Origin of the sequence: Actinomyces acetigenes (assembly GCF_031296635.1) — a bacterium.
Taxonomy (GTDB): domain Bacteria; phylum Actinomycetota; class Actinomycetes; order Actinomycetales; family Actinomycetaceae; genus Actinomyces; species Actinomyces acetigenes.
In genome coordinates, this window is sequence record NZ_JASPFC010000027.1 from 1 (window position 1) to 16,443 (window position 16,443).

Consider the following 16,443-nt stretch of genomic DNA (forward strand, 5'->3'; position numbering starts at 1 on the left):
GATCCCGACCCTCGTGGAGTAGACCGACTCGGGCCGACTCGGGGCAGGAGCGGGGCGGAGCCGGCTCGATGCGGGCGGGGTCGGCGTCGAACCATGGCCTGCGGGCCTTCGCGCGGGCGCCAGATAGAGCTCGATGTTTGAGGTCATGACGTTGGTGACGTGTGATGGGACCCGGGTGGCGGGGGTTGGGTGCGGCAGACGACGCAGGGTCGGAGGCAGCTGTGGCGGTGGTTCCACACCGCGACAGCGCCGGGCTCTGCCACCAAGAACCCCGGACTCACTCCCGCGCGGCCCGGTGTCCACAGCGCTGACATGAACGAGCCCGGCGTCGAAGCACCCCGTGGGGATCGTTGGAATCCTGCGGTTCTTCTTCGGCGCGCGGCGCCGGTGCGCCTGTGATGTCAGCACCATGGACACCCACACCCCGTCATGCCTCGCCTTGAGGCCACCCTCGCCTCCAGGACCACCAGCCTGCCCCGGCGTCCCGCCCGAGCGAGCGTCTCAGAAGCCATGACACTCACACGTCTCACAAGCGAGGAGACAGCACAGTGGGGATCGGGGACGTACATGTGCGTCGAGGACTGCGATGTCCCGCAGGTGACTGAGGTCCGTCCCCAGTGGTTTGGGGGAGAACACAGTCGCCGCGCCGAAAGTACGTCCCCGACGTCGGCAACGGTGTCGGTCGGGGGAACGGGGCCGGACAGAGACGTGCAGGCGCTGTTGTGGCTGGCTGCGCAGGGGCTGCAAGGGGCGGGCGCAAGGCGGCCCGGCAGCCGCTCAGAGGATGGTGCCCGCTGCGGGACTCAGGTCACGCGGTGGACACGGGTGGGGCAGTATGCGCGACTGTGGTGGGAATCGCAAGGATCCGGTGAGGATCGGCGTGGAGTCCTTGACGTGGGCCGTGTACGCTAGCGCTTTGCGTGCATTGTGTGTATTGGTGCGAGGAGTATCTGCCCTCCGTGCGGGCCCCGACCCGTCGGAACCCTGGCGGGCGTGAGCCCGGTAACGCAGATTCTACTCAACCCAGTGCTCGCGGTGTGCGTTGTGTGATCCCCGATCTGAGGGAAGGATCCCCCTTTGGCTGCCTCGCGCACCTCCGCACCCACTGCTGCTGACATCGCCGCCCGTACCGCGTCGCGTCGTATCAACTTTGCCAAGATCGCCGAGCCCATGCAGGCTCCGAATCTGCTTGCCCTTCAGACCGAGAGCTTCGACTGGCTCGTCGGTAACGAGAGGTGGCGCGAGCGGATGACCGCCGCCAACAAGGCGCACCCGGGCTCCCTGCCCGAGACCTCCGGTCTGGAGGAGATCTTCGACGAGATCTCCCCGATCGAGGACTTCGGCGAGACCATGGCCCTGTCCTTCCACGACCACCGCTTCGAGGAGCCGAAGTACACGGCGGAGGAGTGCCAGGAGAAGGACCTCACCTACTCCGCCCCGCTCTACGTGGTGGCGGACTTCGAGAACTTCTCCACCGGTGAGATCAAGTCCCAGACGGTCTTCATGGGCGACTTCCCGCTCATGACCGACAAGGGCACCTTCATCGTCAACGGCTCCGAGCGCGTCGTCGTCTCCCAACTGGTGCGCTCACCGGGCGTGTACTTCGAGCGCACCACCGAGAAGGCCACGGACAAGTACGTCTACAACGTCAAGTTCATCCCCTCGCGCGGTGCCTGGCTCGAGTTCGAGATCGACAAGTCCGACCGCGTCGCGGTGCGCATCGACCGCAAGCGCAAGCAGGACGTCACCGTCTTCCTGCTGGCCCTGGGCATGGACGAGTCGGAGATCCGCAAGGAGTTCGCCGACTTCCCGGCCCTGACCTCCGCCCTGGACGAGGACCGCAAGATCACCACCCAGGACGAGGCGCTCCTGGACATCTACAAGAAGATCCGCCCCGGTGAGCCGCCGAGCGTCGAGGCCGGACGCACCCTGCTGGAGAACTTCTACTTCAACCCCAAGCGCTACGACCTGGCCAAGGTCGGCCGCTACAAGATCAACAAGAAGCTGGGCCTGGCCTCGGACCTGACCGAGTCCACCCTGCGCATCGAGGACATCGTCGCGGCCCTGCGCTACCTGCTGGCCCTGCACTCCGGTGCCGAGACTGTCGAAGGCGTGCGCGACGGCGAGATCACCGAGATCGCCGTCGAGTACGACGACATCGACCACCTGGGCAACCGCCGCATCCGCGCGGTGGGCGAGCTCATCCAGGCGCAGGTGCGCACCGGTATGAGCCGTATGGAGCGTCAGGTGCGCGAGCGCATGACCACCCAGGACGTCGAGGCCATCACGCCGAACACGCTCATCAACATCCGGCCCGTGACGGCCGCGATCAAGGAGTTCTTCGGCACCTCTCAGCTCAGCCAGTTCATGGACCAGAACAACCCGCTGGCGGGTTTGACCCACAAGCGCCGCCTGAGCGCCCTGGGCCCCGGCGGTCTGTCCCGTGAGCGCGCCTCCATGGAGGTCCGTGACGTCCACACCTCGCACTACGGGCGCATGTGCCCCATCGAGTCCCCCGAGGGTCCCAACATCGGCCTCATCGGCTCGCTGGCGACCTTCGGGCGCATCAACCCCTTCGGCTTCGTCGAGACCCCCTACCGCGTCGTCGTCGACGGCCAGGTCACCGACGAGACCCACTACCTGACGGCCGACGACGAGGACCGCCACGTCATCGCCCAGGCCAACGTCACCCTCACCGAGGACGGTCACTTCGCCGAGGACCACGTCCTGTGCCGCGTCACCGGCGGCGAGCCGGCCCTCGTGCCCTCCTCCCAGGTGGACCTCATGGACGTCTCCCCGCGCCAGATGGTGTCGGTGGGTACCTCCCTCATCCCCTTCCTCGAGCACGACGACGCCAACCGCGCCCTCATGGGCGCCAACATGCAGCGCCAGGCCGTGCCGCTCATCCGCCCCGACGCCCCGCTGGTGGGCACGGGCATGGAGCGGCGCACCGCCGTCGACGCCGGTGACGTCCTCGTGGCCGACAAGGCCGGTGTCGTCACCGAGGTCTGCGCGGACTTCGTGCGCGTGGCCAACGACGACGGCACCGAGATCGTCTACAAGGTCGCCAAGTTCCGCCGCTCCAACCAGGGCAACTGCTACAACCAGCGGGTCGTGGCCACCGAGGGCGAGCGCGTCGAGGTCGGCACGGTCCTGGCCGACGGCCCCGCCACCAACGAGGGCGACCTGGCCCTGGGCCAGAACCTCCTGGTCGCCTTCATGACCTGGGAGGGCCTCAACTACGAGGACGCCATCATCGTCTCCCAGCGCGTGGTCGCCGAGGACATGCTCACCTCGATCCACATCGAGGAGCACGAGGTTGACGCCCGCGACACCAAGCTGGGCGCCGAGGAGATCACCCGCGACATCCCCAACGTCAGCGAGGAGACCCTGGCCAACCTCGACGAGCGCGGCATCATCCGCATCGGTGCCGAGGTCCGCAGCGGTGACATCCTCGTGGGCAAGGTGACCCCCAAGGGGGAGACCGAGCTGACCAGCGAGGAGCGCCTCCTGCGCGCCATCTTCGGTGAGAAGGCCCGCGAGGTGCGCGACACCTCCCTGCGCGTGCCCCACGGCGAGTACGGCATCGTCACCGGTGTGCGAGAGATCGACGCCGCCTCCGACGACGCCGAGCTGCCCGCGGGCGTCAACCGCATGGTGCGCGTCTACATCGCCCAGCGCCGCAAGATCACCGTCGGCGACAAGCTCTCCGGCCGTCACGGCAACAAGGGCGTCATCTCCAAGATCCTGCCCGTGGAGGACATGCCCTTCCTGGCCGACGGCACCCCGGTCGACGTCATCCTCAACCCGCTGGGCGTGCCCAGCCGCATGAACGTCGGTCAGGTCCTCGAGCTGCACCTGGGATGGGTCGCCTCCCGCGGCTGGGACGCCACCGCCGCCCGCGAGGCAGGCGAGGCCTGGACCGCCAACCTGCCCGAGAACGGCATCAAGGCCGAGCCTCGCACGCCCGTGGCCACGCCCGTCTTCGACGGCGTGCGGGACAACGAGCTCATGGGGCTGCTGGGCTCCACGCTGCCGACCTCCGACGGCCTGCAGCTGGTCGAGCCCAACGGCAAGGCCCGCCTGTTCGACGGCCGCTCCGGTGAGCCTTTCCCGTACCCCATCTCGGTGGGCTACATGTACATCCTCAAGCTTCACCACCTCGTGGACGACAAGATCCACGCCCGCTCCACGGGTCCGTACTCCATGATCACCCAGCAGCCGCTGGGTGGTAAGGCCCAGTTCGGTGGTCAGCGCTTCGGTGAGATGGAGGTGTGGGCCATGGAGGCGTACGGCGCCGCCCACGCCCTCCAGGAGCTCCTCACCGTCAAGTCCGACGACGTCAACGGCCGTGTCAAGGTCTACGAGGCCATCGTCAAGGGCGAGGACATCCCCGAGCCCGGCATCCCCGAGTCCTTCAAGGTGCTCATGAAGGAGATGCAGTCGCTGTGCCTGAACGTCGAGGCCCTGGACGCCGAGGGCGTTGCCATCGCCCTGGACGACACCGACGACGACGGCTCGCGCGCCGCCGATGAGCTCGGCTTCGATCTGGGCCGGCGTCCGGGCGGGGCCATGGCCTCCACGGTTGACGAGATCTGAGTGGCCACCGCCTGGTGACGACTTCGTGACAACTTCATCGAGCCCCGGTTGAGGGCGGGCGGCCAGCCCGCCGCCCGCCCTCCCACCAGGCTCGCAGGCGCCGTCGGAGTCATGGAACAACGACGACGGAACGCCCCCAGACCACCACCTGATGAGATTTCACCATCGGAAGTAGGAACTGTGCTCGACGCCAACGTGTTCGACAGGATCCAGCTCGGCCTCGCCACCGCGGAGGACATTCGCTCGTGGTCCCACGGCGAGGTCAAGAAGCCCGAGACCATCAACTACCGCACCCTCAAGCCCGAGAAGGACGGCCTGTTCTGCGAGAAGATCTTCGGCCCCACCCGGGACTGGGAGTGCGCCTGCGGCAAGTACAAGCGCGTGCGCTACAAGGGGATCGTCTGCGAGCGCTGCGGAGTCGAGGTCACTCGCTCCAAGGTGCGTCGCGAGCGCATGGCCCACATCAAGCTCGCCGCGCCGGTCACCCACATCTGGTACTTCAAGGGTGTCCCCTCGCGCCTGGGCTACCTGCTCAACCTCGCGCCCAAGGACCTGGAGAAGGTCATCTACTTCGCGGCCTACATGGTCACCGAGGTGGACGAGGAGGGCCGTCACGACGACCTGCCCTCGCTGCGCAACGAGCTGGAGGTCAAGAAGAAGCACCTCGAGGAGTCCGGCCAGGCCGAGGTCGAGGCGCGCCAGCAGCGCCTCGAGGAGGACCTCGCCCAGCTCGAGTCCGAGGGCGCCGAGGCCTCCCAGCGCGACAAGCTCCGCAAGACCGCCGAGCGCGAGATCACGGCCATGCGCCGCCGCAACCAGCGCGCCCTGGAGCACATGGACAAGGTGTGGGACCGCTTCGTGAGCCTCAAGGTCGGTGACCTGGAGGGTGACGAGGTCCTCTACCGCGACATGGTTGCCGACTACGGCATCTACTTCAAGGGCTCCATGGGTGCCGAGGCCATCCAGGCCCGCCTGCGCAGCTTTGACCTCGAGGCCGAGGCCTCCGCCCTGGCCGAGATCGTCGAGAACGGCACCGGCCAGCGCAAGACCCGCGCCATCAAGCGCCTCAAGGTCGTCAACGCCTTCCGCATGACCGGCACCGCCCCGGAGTCGATGGTCCTGGACAACATCCCGGTCATCCCGCCGGATCTGCGCCCCATGGTCCAGCTCGACGGTGGCCGCTTCGCCACGAGTGACCTCAACGACCTCTACCGCCGGGTCATCAACCGCAACAACCGCCTCAAGCGGCTCATGGACCTGGGCGCCCCGACGATCATCGTCAACAACGAGAAGCGCATGCTTCAGGACGCCGTCGACGCCCTGTTCGACAACGGTCGCCGTGGCCGCCCGGTCACCGGCGTGGGCAACCGCCCGCTGAAGTCCCTGTCCGACATGCTCAAGGGCAAGCAGGGCCGCTTCCGTCAGAACCTCCTGGGCAAGCGCGTGGACTACTCCGGCCGTAGCGTCATCGTCGTCGGCCCCCAGCTCAAGCTCCACCAGTGCGGTCTGCCCAGCCAGATGGCCCTGGAGCTGTTCAAGCCCTTCGTCATGAAGCGGCTCGTCGAGCTCAAGGAGGCCCAGAACGTCAAGGCCGCCAAGCGCATGGTCGAGCGCGCCAACCCCAAGGTCTGGGACGTCCTGGCCGAGGTCATCCGCGAGCACCCCGTGCTGCTCAACCGCGCCCCCACCCTGCACCGCCTGGGCATCCAGGCCTTCGAGCCCCAGCTCATCGAGGGCAAGGCCATCCAGCTGCACCCACTCGTGTGCGGCGCCTTCAACGCCGACTTCGACGGCGACCAGATGGCCGTCCACCTGCCGCTGGGCGCCGAGGCGCAGGCCGAGGCCCGCATCCTCATGCTGTCCTCGAACAACATCCTCAAGCCCTCCGACGGGCGCCCCGTGACCATGCCCAGCCAGGACATGATCATCGGCACCTACTACCTCACCTCCGACCCCGACCCGGCGGTCGAGGTTGAGCGCGACGCCGAGGGCAACGAGGTCGTCCCGGCCTTCTCCTCCTTCGCGGAGGCGGTCATGGCCTACGACTTCGGCAAGCTCCACGTCAACGCCGCCTGCGACATCCGCTTCGAGGAGGGCATTGCCGCGCCCGAGGGCTGGCAGCCGCCCGAGGGCTGGAGCGAGGGCGACCCGATCACCCTGCGCACCTCGCTGGGCCGGGCCCTGTTCAACACCTCGCTGCCCGAGACCTTCCCCTACGTCAACTACGTCGTGGACAAGAAGCAGCTGGGCAACATCGTCAACGCCCTGGCGGAGAACTACTCGCGCGTCGAGGTCGCCGCCTCCCTGGACGCCCTCAAGGCCAACGGCTTCTACTGGTCCACCTGGTCCGGCATCACCGTCGCCTTCGCCGACGTCGTCTCCCCGGAGGCCAAGCAGGAGATCCTCGTGCGCTACGAGAACGAGGCCGCCGAGATCGAGGAGCAGTTCGAGCTCGGTGCCCTCACCGAGGACGACCGCTACGCCTCGCTCATCGACATCTGGACCAAGGCCACCGCCGAGGTCGCCGAGGCGATGCGCGAGAACTTCCCGCAGCGCAACACCGTCTACCAGATGGTGGTCTCCGGGGCCCGAGGCAACTGGGACCAGATCCGCCAGCTCGCCGGGATGCGCGGACTGGTGGCCGACCCCAAGCAGCGCCTCATCGAGCGCCCGATCAAGTCCAACTACCGCGAGGGCCTGAGCGTCCTGGAGTACTTCATCGCCACCCACGGCGCCCGTAAGGGCCTGGCGGACACGGCGCTGCGTACCGCCGACTCCGGCTACCTCACGCGACGTCTGGTCGACGTCTCCCAGGACGTTATCGTCCGCGAGGAGGACTGCGGCACCCGCAAGGGCCTGACCAAGCGGATCTTCTCCTGGATCGACGCCGGCGACGAGCGCATCAAGGAGCCCTCGGAGATCCTGGGCACCACCGTGTTCGGCACCACCCTGGCGCGCGACGCCATCGACGCCGAGGGCAACCTCATCATCGAGGCCGGCGCCGACCTAGGCGACGCCGAGATCCAGGCCGCCATCGACGCGGGCATCGAGGAGATCACGGTGCGCTCCGTGCTCACCTGCGACTCCAACGTCGGCACCTGCGCCGCCTGCTACGGCCGCTCGCTGGCCACCGGCAAGCGCGTCGACATCGGTGAGGCCGTCGGCATCATCGCCGCCCAGTCCATCGGTGAGCCCGGCACGCAGCTGACCATGCGTACCTTCCACACCGGTGGTGCGGCCGGCGCCGCCGACATCACCCAGGGTCTGCCCCGTGTGCAGGAGCTCTTCGAGGCCCGCACCCCCAAGGGCGAGGCCGCCGTGGCCGAGGCCGCCGGCACCCTCAAGATCGAGGACGACGCCGACGGCAAGCGCCTGGTCATCACCCGCGACGACGGCGAGGAGGACGTCATCGTCCCGGTCTCGCGCCGTCAGCGCCTGCTGGTGGGCGACGGCGACCACGTTGAGCCCGGCCAGGCCCTCACCGAGGGGCCGGTCGACCCCAAGAAGGTCCTGCGCCTGCGCTCGGTGGCCGCCACCCAGCGCCACCTCGTCGAGGAGGTCCAGGAGGTCTACCGCTCCCAGGGCGTGGACATCCACTCCAAGCACATCGAGGTCATCGTGCGCCAGATGCTGCGCCGCGTGACCGTGCTGGACTCCGGGGACACCCGCCTCCTCCAGGGCGACCTCGTGGACGTCATGCACTACCGCGCCGAGAACCGCCGGGTCATGGCCGAGGGTGGCAAGACCGCCACCGGCCGTACCGAGCTCATGGGAATCACCAAGGCCTCGCTGGCCACGGACTCCTGGCTGAGCGCCGCCTCCTTCCAGGAGACCACGCGCGTGCTCACCGAGGCCGCCATGAACGGCAAGTCCGACCCGCTGCTGGGCCTCAAGGAGAACGTCATCCTCGGTAAGCTCATCCCCGCCGGTACGGGCCTGGCCCGCTACTCGGACATCGAGGTCGAGCCCACCGAGGAGGTCAAGGCCGAGGTCTTCTCCCGCGTGGACCTGGGAGACGGCGTCTTCGGCGAGCCCGTCGCCCTGGACGACTTCCACTTCGGCGGGGACCTGCGTGCGGACTTCTCCGACGACTTCCGCACCGGCTTCTCCAGCAGTGAGGACGTCGAGTTCTGACCGAGCCCCCACCGGGTCCACGGGACCTGAGGCTCGCATAGCGTTCGGCCCGCTCCCCAGCAGGGGAGCGGGCCGAACGCCGTCAGAGGCTGGGCTTGGAGAAGCCGGGTTCGGAGGAGTGGGACTCAGGCGCCGAGCATGGTCTCGCGGACACGGCTGACCCAGGCGAGCTTGTCCTCCAGGGAGGCGCTCGCCGGGGTGTTGATCTTGAGGCCCTCGTAGACCTGGGCGCCGTCGGCGGCCCGCATCGTGGCGGCCACCCGCTGTGGGGTGAGCCAGCTGGTCGGCTCGTGCTCGGCCAGCGGCAGGTGGGCGTCGGCCCACGCCCAGGCCCACTGCGTCTTCTCAGGCCCTGCGCCCGAGATCATGACACCGCCCAGCACTCCCGCCTCCACGAGCTCGCGCACGTGGCTCTCCGGGGTGGCCGGGTCATGGGTCTCGATGACGGAGCGCCCCCAGTTGACGGTGATGAGCGCGGCAGTGTCCCGGCAGGCGGCGATCTCCTGGGCCAGTGGCAGGAAGGCCTTCTCCGAGGGGCCCACACCGCCCTCGGCGTCGCAGTGCTCCACGATCATCCCCAGGCCACGGGAGGCGAAGTCCTCGCTCAGCTCGCTCAAGGAGGCGTGGAAGGCCTCAGGGGTGGCCTGGTGGTGCGGCGCCGAGTGCAGCTCCACCCGGGTGACGAGCTGCTCGCCCGCGGCCTCGTGCAGACGGTCGACGGCCTCCAGCAGCGAGCGGGTGTAGGCCAGCGCCTGAGCGCGACCGTCGTCGTCGGGGGAGGCCAGTCCGAAGACGGGATCGGCCCCGGCGCGCCCCATGGTTCCCGGGATCGCCGTGACGACGCACTGGTCGAAGCGTCCGGCCAGCTGCTCGGCCAGCCATGGCTCGGGTGCGTCCAGGGCCTCCCGGAAGGGCAGCTCGATACCGTCGACCCAGCCGAGGTCGCCCAGGGCGGCGTACAGGGCGGCGGCCCCGCGGCGGTCCTCGTCGTCGGGCGGAAGCATGGGGTAGGCGCCGACGACGAAGGGCACGGTGCGGGTCTGGGCGGGTGCCTCAGTCCGATTCTCTGAGGTGGCGGGCATGTGGTCTCCTTGAGGTTCAGGGATCGTGCTACAGTGCGCGATACGTCAGACATCATATGACTGGATGTGTGGTGGCGCACCGTCGCGCACGGCACTGCCGGTCGTGCAACGCCGGTGGAGCGCTGATGCCGGCACGAAGGACCTCCCCATGCTCTTCGATCTCATTGGATCCGAGACCTCCCCCCTGAGCCTCAGCGAGCAGGACGTCGCTGCCCTGGCCGCCTGCGGGCGCGGCACGATTCTTCTCGATGTCGCCGCCCGCGCCGACGCCACCCTCATCGCGTTCACCGGCACCAACGGGCGGATCACGCTGTCGCTTCGCGCAGGCCGCCTCGACGGCGAGCAGGTCCTCGGTGCGGTCGGCCTGCCGGAGGAGAGCCCCGGAGCGGGGGGAGAGAGCGACATCCAGCGGCGGGTACTCGACGCCGAGGACGCCCTGGGCCTGGACGACGGCCGCCCCCACACGATCGCCGTCACCGTCAACGAGACCGGCACCCACCTCTACGCCGACGGCTACGCGTGCTTCTCCACGACGCTGACCGCTTTCCTCTCCCAGATCGGGCTGACCGATGTGCGCATCGACCCCGACGGCATCGCCACGGTCACCCGCCTGGCCGCCTGGGACGAGCCGCTCAGCGACCGCGCCGTCATGGCCCAGTCCCTGGCTGCCACCCCGCTGGTCCAGTTCGCGGCCAGTGAGCTCTCCGCCCGCGACGCCCGCCGCACCGGCGCCCTGGCCACCGGCTCCATCCGGGCGCTGCTGCGCACCCGCGGCCGCGGCCAGGCCGGTACCATCATCGCCGCGAGCGGCCAGGGCGGTACCCTGCACCTCGACATCGACGCGGGAGGCCTGAGCTACCGGGTGCTTCCCGGCGAGGACTCACCCGAGACCGAGCCCCTCATCGAGGCGCGGGCCCCGGGCCACTGGGACGACGGGACCTGGCACGACGTCGTGGTCACCTCGGGGCGCGGAGCGGTGGAGATCCACGTCGACGGCTACCAGGTCGCCCTGGTCCCCGGCAGCGCCTTCCTGGCCGACATCGCGCCGGTGACACGCGTCGTCGTGGGCGCCGACCTGGATGGCAGGCGCCTCTTCGGCGAGGCGCAGACCGCCATGATCTACGACGCCGCCCTCACCGACGCCCAGGTCAAGCGTCTGGCCGCAGCCGCCCCGCTGCCTACGCGCGCCCTGTTCGACACCGGCTACCACGGCGCCCGGTCCTACCGGATCCCCTCCCTGCTCACCCTGGACAGCGGTGTCATCCTGGCCGGCGCCGACCAACGCGTCTCCATCCCCAACGACGCCCCCAACGACATCAACCTCGTCATGCGCCGCAGCCTCGACGGCGGTGCCACCTGGGAGGAGATGCGCACCCTGCTCAGCCTCCCGGGCACCGGGGCGCTGGGCGCCAGCCTCATCGACTCCGTCCTGGTCCAGGACCGCTCCACCGGACGCGTCATCTGCCTGGTCGACCAGTTCCCCGGCGGCATCGGCCAGCCCAACGCGACCGTCGGCACCGGCTTCGATGAACAGGGGCGCCGCGTGCTGCACAACCGCGCCGGCGAGCTCTTCGCCGTCGAGCCCGACGGCAGCGTCCGCACCGCCGCGGGCGAGGCCACCGACTACCGCGTCGTCGTTAGCGACGACGATGCCGCCGGGGCGCGCGCCGGTGACGTGCTCCTGGGCGGCCGGGCGGCCGGCAGCATCTACCTCGCCCACGAGCAGGCCCCCGAGAACTGCCTCTTCCAGCACCGCGGCTCCCACCTGCTCATGATCACCTCCGACGACGACGGCGCCACCTGGTCCGAGCCGATCGACATCACCGCCCAGGTCAAGGCCGACTGGATGTGCTTCCTGGGTACCGGCCCCGGCAACGCCATCCAGCTGACCGCGCCGGAGTACGCCGGACGCATCCTCGCCCCCGTCTACTACAGCCACGAGGCCGGCGGGACCGGCTACCTGTCCTGCGCCGCCATCTACTCCGACGACGGCGGAACCACCTGGACCCTGGGGGCCTCACCCAATGACGGACGCGAGGTGCTGGGCGCCGTCGTCCACTCCCGGGACCTGGCCGATGAGCGGGCCAGCCTGTACGAGTCCGTCCTCGTCGAAGGAGCCGACGGTGCCGTGCACGTGTGGGCACGCAACCAGCACCCCTCGGGCAGGGTCGCCCACGCCGTGTCCCACGACGGGGGCGTCACCTGGGGGGAGGTCGACTACGACGAGCAGCTCCCCGAAATCTTCTCCCAGCCCAACGCCATCGCCGTCACTGGCCTGGAGGGTGCAGCGGCCGGGGAGGGCGATGGCGTCACTGACGGCGTCAAGGGTGCGGCCGGCCGGGGGATCGTCTTCGCCAACGCCTCGCGGATGCTGCCCTTCCGCGGCTGCGGCGTCCTGCGCCTGAGCTACGACGACGGCGCTACCTGGCCCCACAATCGGGTCGTCAACCCGCGCCATTACGTCTACCAGTGCATGGCCCAGCTGCCCAGCGGTGACATCGCCCTGCTGTGGGAGCGCGAGTGGCAGGGTCTCTTCCTCACCACTGTGCCGATTGCCTGGCTGACGAGCTCGCACTCGACCATCAGCTGAGCCCGCCCGGCCCCGTCGACCCGGGTGCCCGCGATGCACAGGGCGGGGCAGAGGTGGGAGAGAATCGTCCCATGACGATCCCCTCGCCCTCAGCCTCCACGACCCGGCCCGAGCAGGCACCGGGTGCCGCCACGCCCCGCCGCGCCCCGCACGAGCTGCTGGGACTGACCAGCCCCGCCTACGGCGGCGACTACAACCCCGAGCAGTGGGATGAGGCCACCTTCGCCGAGGACCTCGAGCTCATGGCCGAGGCCGGCGTCAACCTGGTCTCCCTTGGGATCTTCTCCTGGGCGCGCCTCGAGCCGCGCGAGGGCGTCTACGAGCTCGACTGGCTGGTGGAGATCATCGACCGTCTCCACGAGGCCGGCATCGCCGTCGACCTGGCCACCGCCACCGCCTCCCCGCCCGCCTGGATGGCCACCGACCACCCCGAGTCCCTGCCGATGAACGCCGACGGCGTGCGCCTGGGCCTGGGCTCGCGCCAGCAGTACTGCCCCAGCTCGGCCGTCTACCGGGAGCGCTCCGCCGCCCTGGCCGCGGCGCTGGCCGAACGCCTGGGCGACCACCCGGGTGTCGTCATGTGGCACATCGGCAACGAGTACGGCTGCCACACCGCCGAGTGCTTCTGCCCCGCCTGCGCCCGGGCCTTCCGGGACTGGCTGGGTGAGCGCTACGGCGACGTCGAGTGCCTCAACGCCGCCTGGGGCACCGACTTCTGGTCCCAGCGCTACGCGAGCCTGGAGCAGGTCACCCCGCCGGCAGCCATGCCCACCTTCCCCAACCCCGCCCAGATGCTGGACTGGAGGCGCTTCAGCGACCACCAGCTGCGCAGCCTCATGGAGGCCGAGGCCCGCATCCTGCGGGAGCGCTCAACGCGGCCGGTGACCACCAACTTCATGGGCGACTTCCCGGCCACCGACTACTGGCGCTGGGCCGAGGCCCTCGACATCGTCTCCGACGACTCCTACCCCGACCCCGCCGACCCGGCCGCCGCCCACGAGGTCGCCTGGGCCGGTGACCTCATGCGGGGCCTGGCCGGAGGGCGCCCCTGGATCCTCATGGAGCAGGCGCCCAGCGCCGTCCAGTGGCGCAGGCGCAACTCGCCCAAGCGCCCCGGTCAGCTCCTCCTGTGGTCCCTGGCCCGTGTGGCCCACGGCGCCGACGGCATCCTGCAGTTCCAGTGGCGCCAGTCCCGCCAGGGCGCCGAGACCTTCCACTCCGGCATGGTCCCCCACGCCGGGTGCGACAGCCGCACCTGGGAGGAGACGGTGAGTACCGGGCAGGCGCTCAAACGCCTCGGGCCGGTCCTGGGTGAGCCGGTGCCGGCTGAGGCGGCCCTCGTCCTGGACTGGGAGAGCCAGTGGGCCCTGAGCACCGCCATCGGTCCGGTCGAGGTCGGCGAGCGCTTCGAGGCGGCCCGCGCCTGGCACCGCAGCCTGTGGGAGGCCGGGATCGCCACCGACATCGTCCCGGTGGGCCGGAGACTGGAGGGCTATCGCCTCATCATCGTTCCCGCTGTGTTCATCGACCGCCCCGAGCTCGCTGGGCACCTGGAGCAAGCGGTCGCCGCGGGCGCCCAGGTCATCGTGACCGGCCCCACCGGGGTCGTTGACGCCAACGCTGGTGCTGTCCTGGGCGGTTACCTGGGCTCCCTGCGGCCGCTGCTGGGGGTGCGGGTCACCGATCACGCCGCCCTGACCGGTCAGGTCCAGCAGCCTGATCCCCGAGACGCGCTCGTCAACCGTCTCAGCCGCGCCGTCGGGACACCCGGTGCAGAGACCTGGACGGGACTGGAGGCCGTCAGCGAGCCCCTGCGCCGGGTCCTGGACCGGATGGGGACGCCCACTCCCGACCTGAGAGCCGGCGGCTGGGCCGAGGAGCTCCGTATCGATGAGACGCCTAAGGAGGCAGCCGAGGATACTCAGGCCGGGCAGGGCCGCCAGGCGGTCGAGGTCGTCGCGGTCTTCGACGGCCGCGGTGGGGGAGCGGACCTGGCCGGGCGGCCCGCCATCACCCGGCGGGTGGCTGAAGGCGCAGGAGCGGGCTGGTACGTGGCCGCCGACCTCGACGCCCTCAGCCGGGCCGCCCTGCTGACACTGGTGTGCGCGCACGCCCGGCTGCGACCCGTGGTCACCGACCTGCCCGACGGCGTCGAGGCCCAGCGGCGCGGCAGCGTCCTCTTCCTGCTCAACCACTGCGACCGGGCCGCTGAGGTGGCCGGAGTCGTGGGCACCGACCTGCTGACCGGTGGGTCCTGCACGGGCCACGTGATCGTGCCCCCGCGCTCGGCGCTCGTGGTGCGTTAGAGCTTCCCCGACGCTGTTTCATGGGGAGGCCTTTCCATTCCTCGCAAGCCGAAGGAACGCCACACTCACGTCGTCGGCACCGTTCAGGTTCGACGTGTCCTCACCTCCGAAAGAGCGTCCCATGTCTGCTTCCTCCCCACCGTCGTTATCGCCTTTGCCTCTTGCAGGCTCTCAGGTCACTGGCTCGGAAGAAGGGGAGAGGGTCGCCCCTGACATGTCTGCGCGGCTCGCACCGGGAACAGCCGTCACCACGTCTCCTGAGCCCCGGCGCTCCCGGGCACTCTGGGCGGGTATCGTCATGGTGGCCCTGGCCTGTGCGCTTCTGGGGGTGGGCTCGTACGCCTTCCTCGCCTCGATCCGTGTATTCGACGTGATCTTCCAAGGGGCCAGGCTGATCAGCTGGCCGTCCGTCGCGGTGGTGGTGACCGGTGCCTTCCTGGCTTTCGTTGCTGTCGTCATCTCCATCGTCGCAATGGTCAGGACCCGCCCCAGGACCATGGCGGCTGTCCTGGTCCTAGCGTCACTGGTTCTCCCCGCCGCCGCGATGACGGCCGGTGGTCACTACGGCACCTCGGCGCTGAAGGACCACACGATGGATCAGGCTCTGAAGTACGCGGGGAGGGTGGAGCCCGAGCAGGTCGACACGGTGCTTGGCAAGGTCGAGGGCCTGGGCGTCCCGATTCCCTGGCGTGATGAGATCGTCAAGACCGTTCGCTCAGCCAAGGACATCGTGTCGTAACGGTGTAACGGTGCTGCCGTGCGAGGGGCGGTGGTCGTGAGGTTCTCGGAGGGGCCTTGGGTTCCTCGTGCCCACGGCGTCGAGGCCCAGCGGCGTGGGGACGTCCTCTTCCTGCTCAACCACTCCGACCGGGCCACTGAGATGGCCGGAGTCGTGGGCACCGACCGGCTGAGTAGCCAGGCCTCCTCTTCGAGCACAACCCTGACGTGAGGCAGTAGGGGGATCGAAAGCGCCTGGTGGCGAGCTTTCAACGGTAGGGCGGTGTCACGGGGGTGACTACAAGGTAGTTGCTCAACAGGACATCACGTGGAGGTAGCGGCGTCTACACTGTCGCTATGACGATCCCCAACGGTATCCCTGAAGACTCGTCGCAGTACTACATGAACCAGCCGCCGACAACGCATCCCTATGCGTACACCGAAGGGGCGGCGCCATCCGCGCAGCCGGTCGGACGTCAGACCCTCCGCTCTCGCATGAACATGACACCGGAGATCTCCCACAGCATCATGAACGATGCCGTCATGATGATTCTGGGAGCGCTTGCCGGCATGGGAATTTTCTATGCTGTGACCAGGTCCTTTGACGATTTAGCCGGCTATGCGATCTTCTTCGGCATGGGTGCCGGATTCCCCTTCGGGTGGCGCGCGCTGTCGTTCTTGGACCCTATTTTTAACGCATTTCGTTTCTCGGTGTGGTTCAAAGGGGAAGTGCCGACTATCTTAATGGTGCTGATGATTGTTCCCTTGCTCCTACAAATTGTTAAGTTTGGTTTAGCTGTGATGGTTGGCATTCCCGCGCTGGTCTTCTCGGTTGCCAGGCACTTGTGGCACGTATTCTTAGACTAGTCGACAGGTGTGGCTGCGCTTGCGTGAAGGTCGCTGGTGCGTCACATACGGCAGTGATCACTTTTGGGGCGACGAAGTCCGTGTCGATTTCTGAGAGATGCCAATGGGTAGGTGACTCTCGGAGCGTCATCGTTCGGTTGAGGTAACG

At 68.9% G+C, this 16,443-nt stretch carries 8 protein-coding genes; 7 read left to right on the forward strand and 1 reads right to left on the reverse strand.

Annotated elements, in window-relative coordinates; translation table 11 throughout:
• Positions 1–1,077 precede the first annotated feature (1,077 nt).
• Positions 1,078–4,599: a DNA-directed RNA polymerase subunit beta gene (gene rpoB / locus RIV14_RS10260; protein ID WP_075373521.1), complete on the forward strand. Its 3,522-nt coding sequence runs from the start codon at positions 1,078–1,080 to the stop codon at positions 4,597–4,599.
• A gap of 180 nt (positions 4,600–4,779) precedes the next feature.
• Positions 4,780–8,733: a DNA-directed RNA polymerase subunit beta' gene (locus tag RIV14_RS10265; RefSeq protein WP_075373520.1), complete on the forward strand. Its 3,954-nt coding sequence runs from the start codon at positions 4,780–4,782 to the stop codon at positions 8,731–8,733.
• Between the two features lie 125 nt (positions 8,734–8,858).
• Here the strand turns inward: RIV14_RS10265 and RIV14_RS10270 are convergent, their stop codons facing one another.
• Positions 8,859–9,815, reverse strand: a complete 957-nt coding sequence (locus RIV14_RS10270) for a DUF4862 family protein (protein ID WP_075373519.1) — start codon at positions 9,813–9,815, stop codon at positions 8,859–8,861.
• Between the two features lie 148 nt (positions 9,816–9,963).
• On the opposite strand from RIV14_RS10270, the gene RIV14_RS10275 reads away from it, so the two are divergent.
• The 5 genes from RIV14_RS10275 to RIV14_RS10295 all read left to right on the forward strand — a co-directional run bounded on the left by RIV14_RS10275 (position 9,964) and on the right by RIV14_RS10295 (position 16,295).
• Positions 9,964–12,405, forward strand: coding sequence for a sialidase family protein (locus RIV14_RS10275; RefSeq protein WP_075373518.1), 2,442 nt, complete (start codon positions 9,964–9,966; stop codon positions 12,403–12,405).
• Between the two features lie 71 nt (positions 12,406–12,476).
• Positions 12,477–14,711 carry a beta-galactosidase gene (locus RIV14_RS10280; protein ID WP_075373517.1) on the forward strand — a complete coding sequence of 745 codons (2,235 nt, stop codon included), beginning with the start codon at positions 12,477–12,479 and terminating at the stop codon, positions 14,709–14,711.
• Between the two features lie 214 nt (positions 14,712–14,925).
• Positions 14,926–15,450 (forward strand): hypothetical protein, encoded by a 525-nt coding sequence (locus RIV14_RS10285; protein ID WP_075373516.1) that lies wholly within the window; start codon positions 14,926–14,928, stop codon positions 15,448–15,450.
• Between the two features lie 36 nt (positions 15,451–15,486).
• Positions 15,487–15,660 (forward strand): hypothetical protein, encoded by a 174-nt coding sequence (locus tag RIV14_RS10290; RefSeq protein WP_178387921.1) that lies wholly within the window; start codon positions 15,487–15,489, stop codon positions 15,658–15,660.
• Between the two features lie 125 nt (positions 15,661–15,785).
• Positions 15,786–16,295: a hypothetical protein gene (locus tag RIV14_RS10295; RefSeq protein WP_075373514.1), complete on the forward strand. Its 510-nt coding sequence runs from the start codon at positions 15,786–15,788 to the stop codon at positions 16,293–16,295.
• Positions 16,296–16,443: the final 148 nt, after the last annotated feature.

Coding starts and splice junctions, on each gene's coding strand:
- RIV14_RS10270 (WP_075373519.1), bottom strand. CDS start 9,815: ATGCCCGCCACCTCAGAGAATCGGACTGAGGCACCCGCCCAGACCCGC.
- RIV14_RS10275 (WP_075373518.1), top strand. CDS start 9,964: ATGCTCTTCGATCTCATTGGATCCGAGACCTCCCCCCTGAGCCTCAGC.
- RIV14_RS10280 (WP_075373517.1), top strand. CDS start 12,477: ATGACGATCCCCTCGCCCTCAGCCTCCACGACCCGGCCCGAGCAGGCA.
- RIV14_RS10285 (WP_075373516.1), top strand. CDS start 14,926: ATGTCTGCGCGGCTCGCACCGGGAACAGCCGTCACCACGTCTCCTGAG.
- RIV14_RS10295 (WP_075373514.1), top strand. CDS start 15,786: ATGACGATCCCCAACGGTATCCCTGAAGACTCGTCGCAGTACTACATG.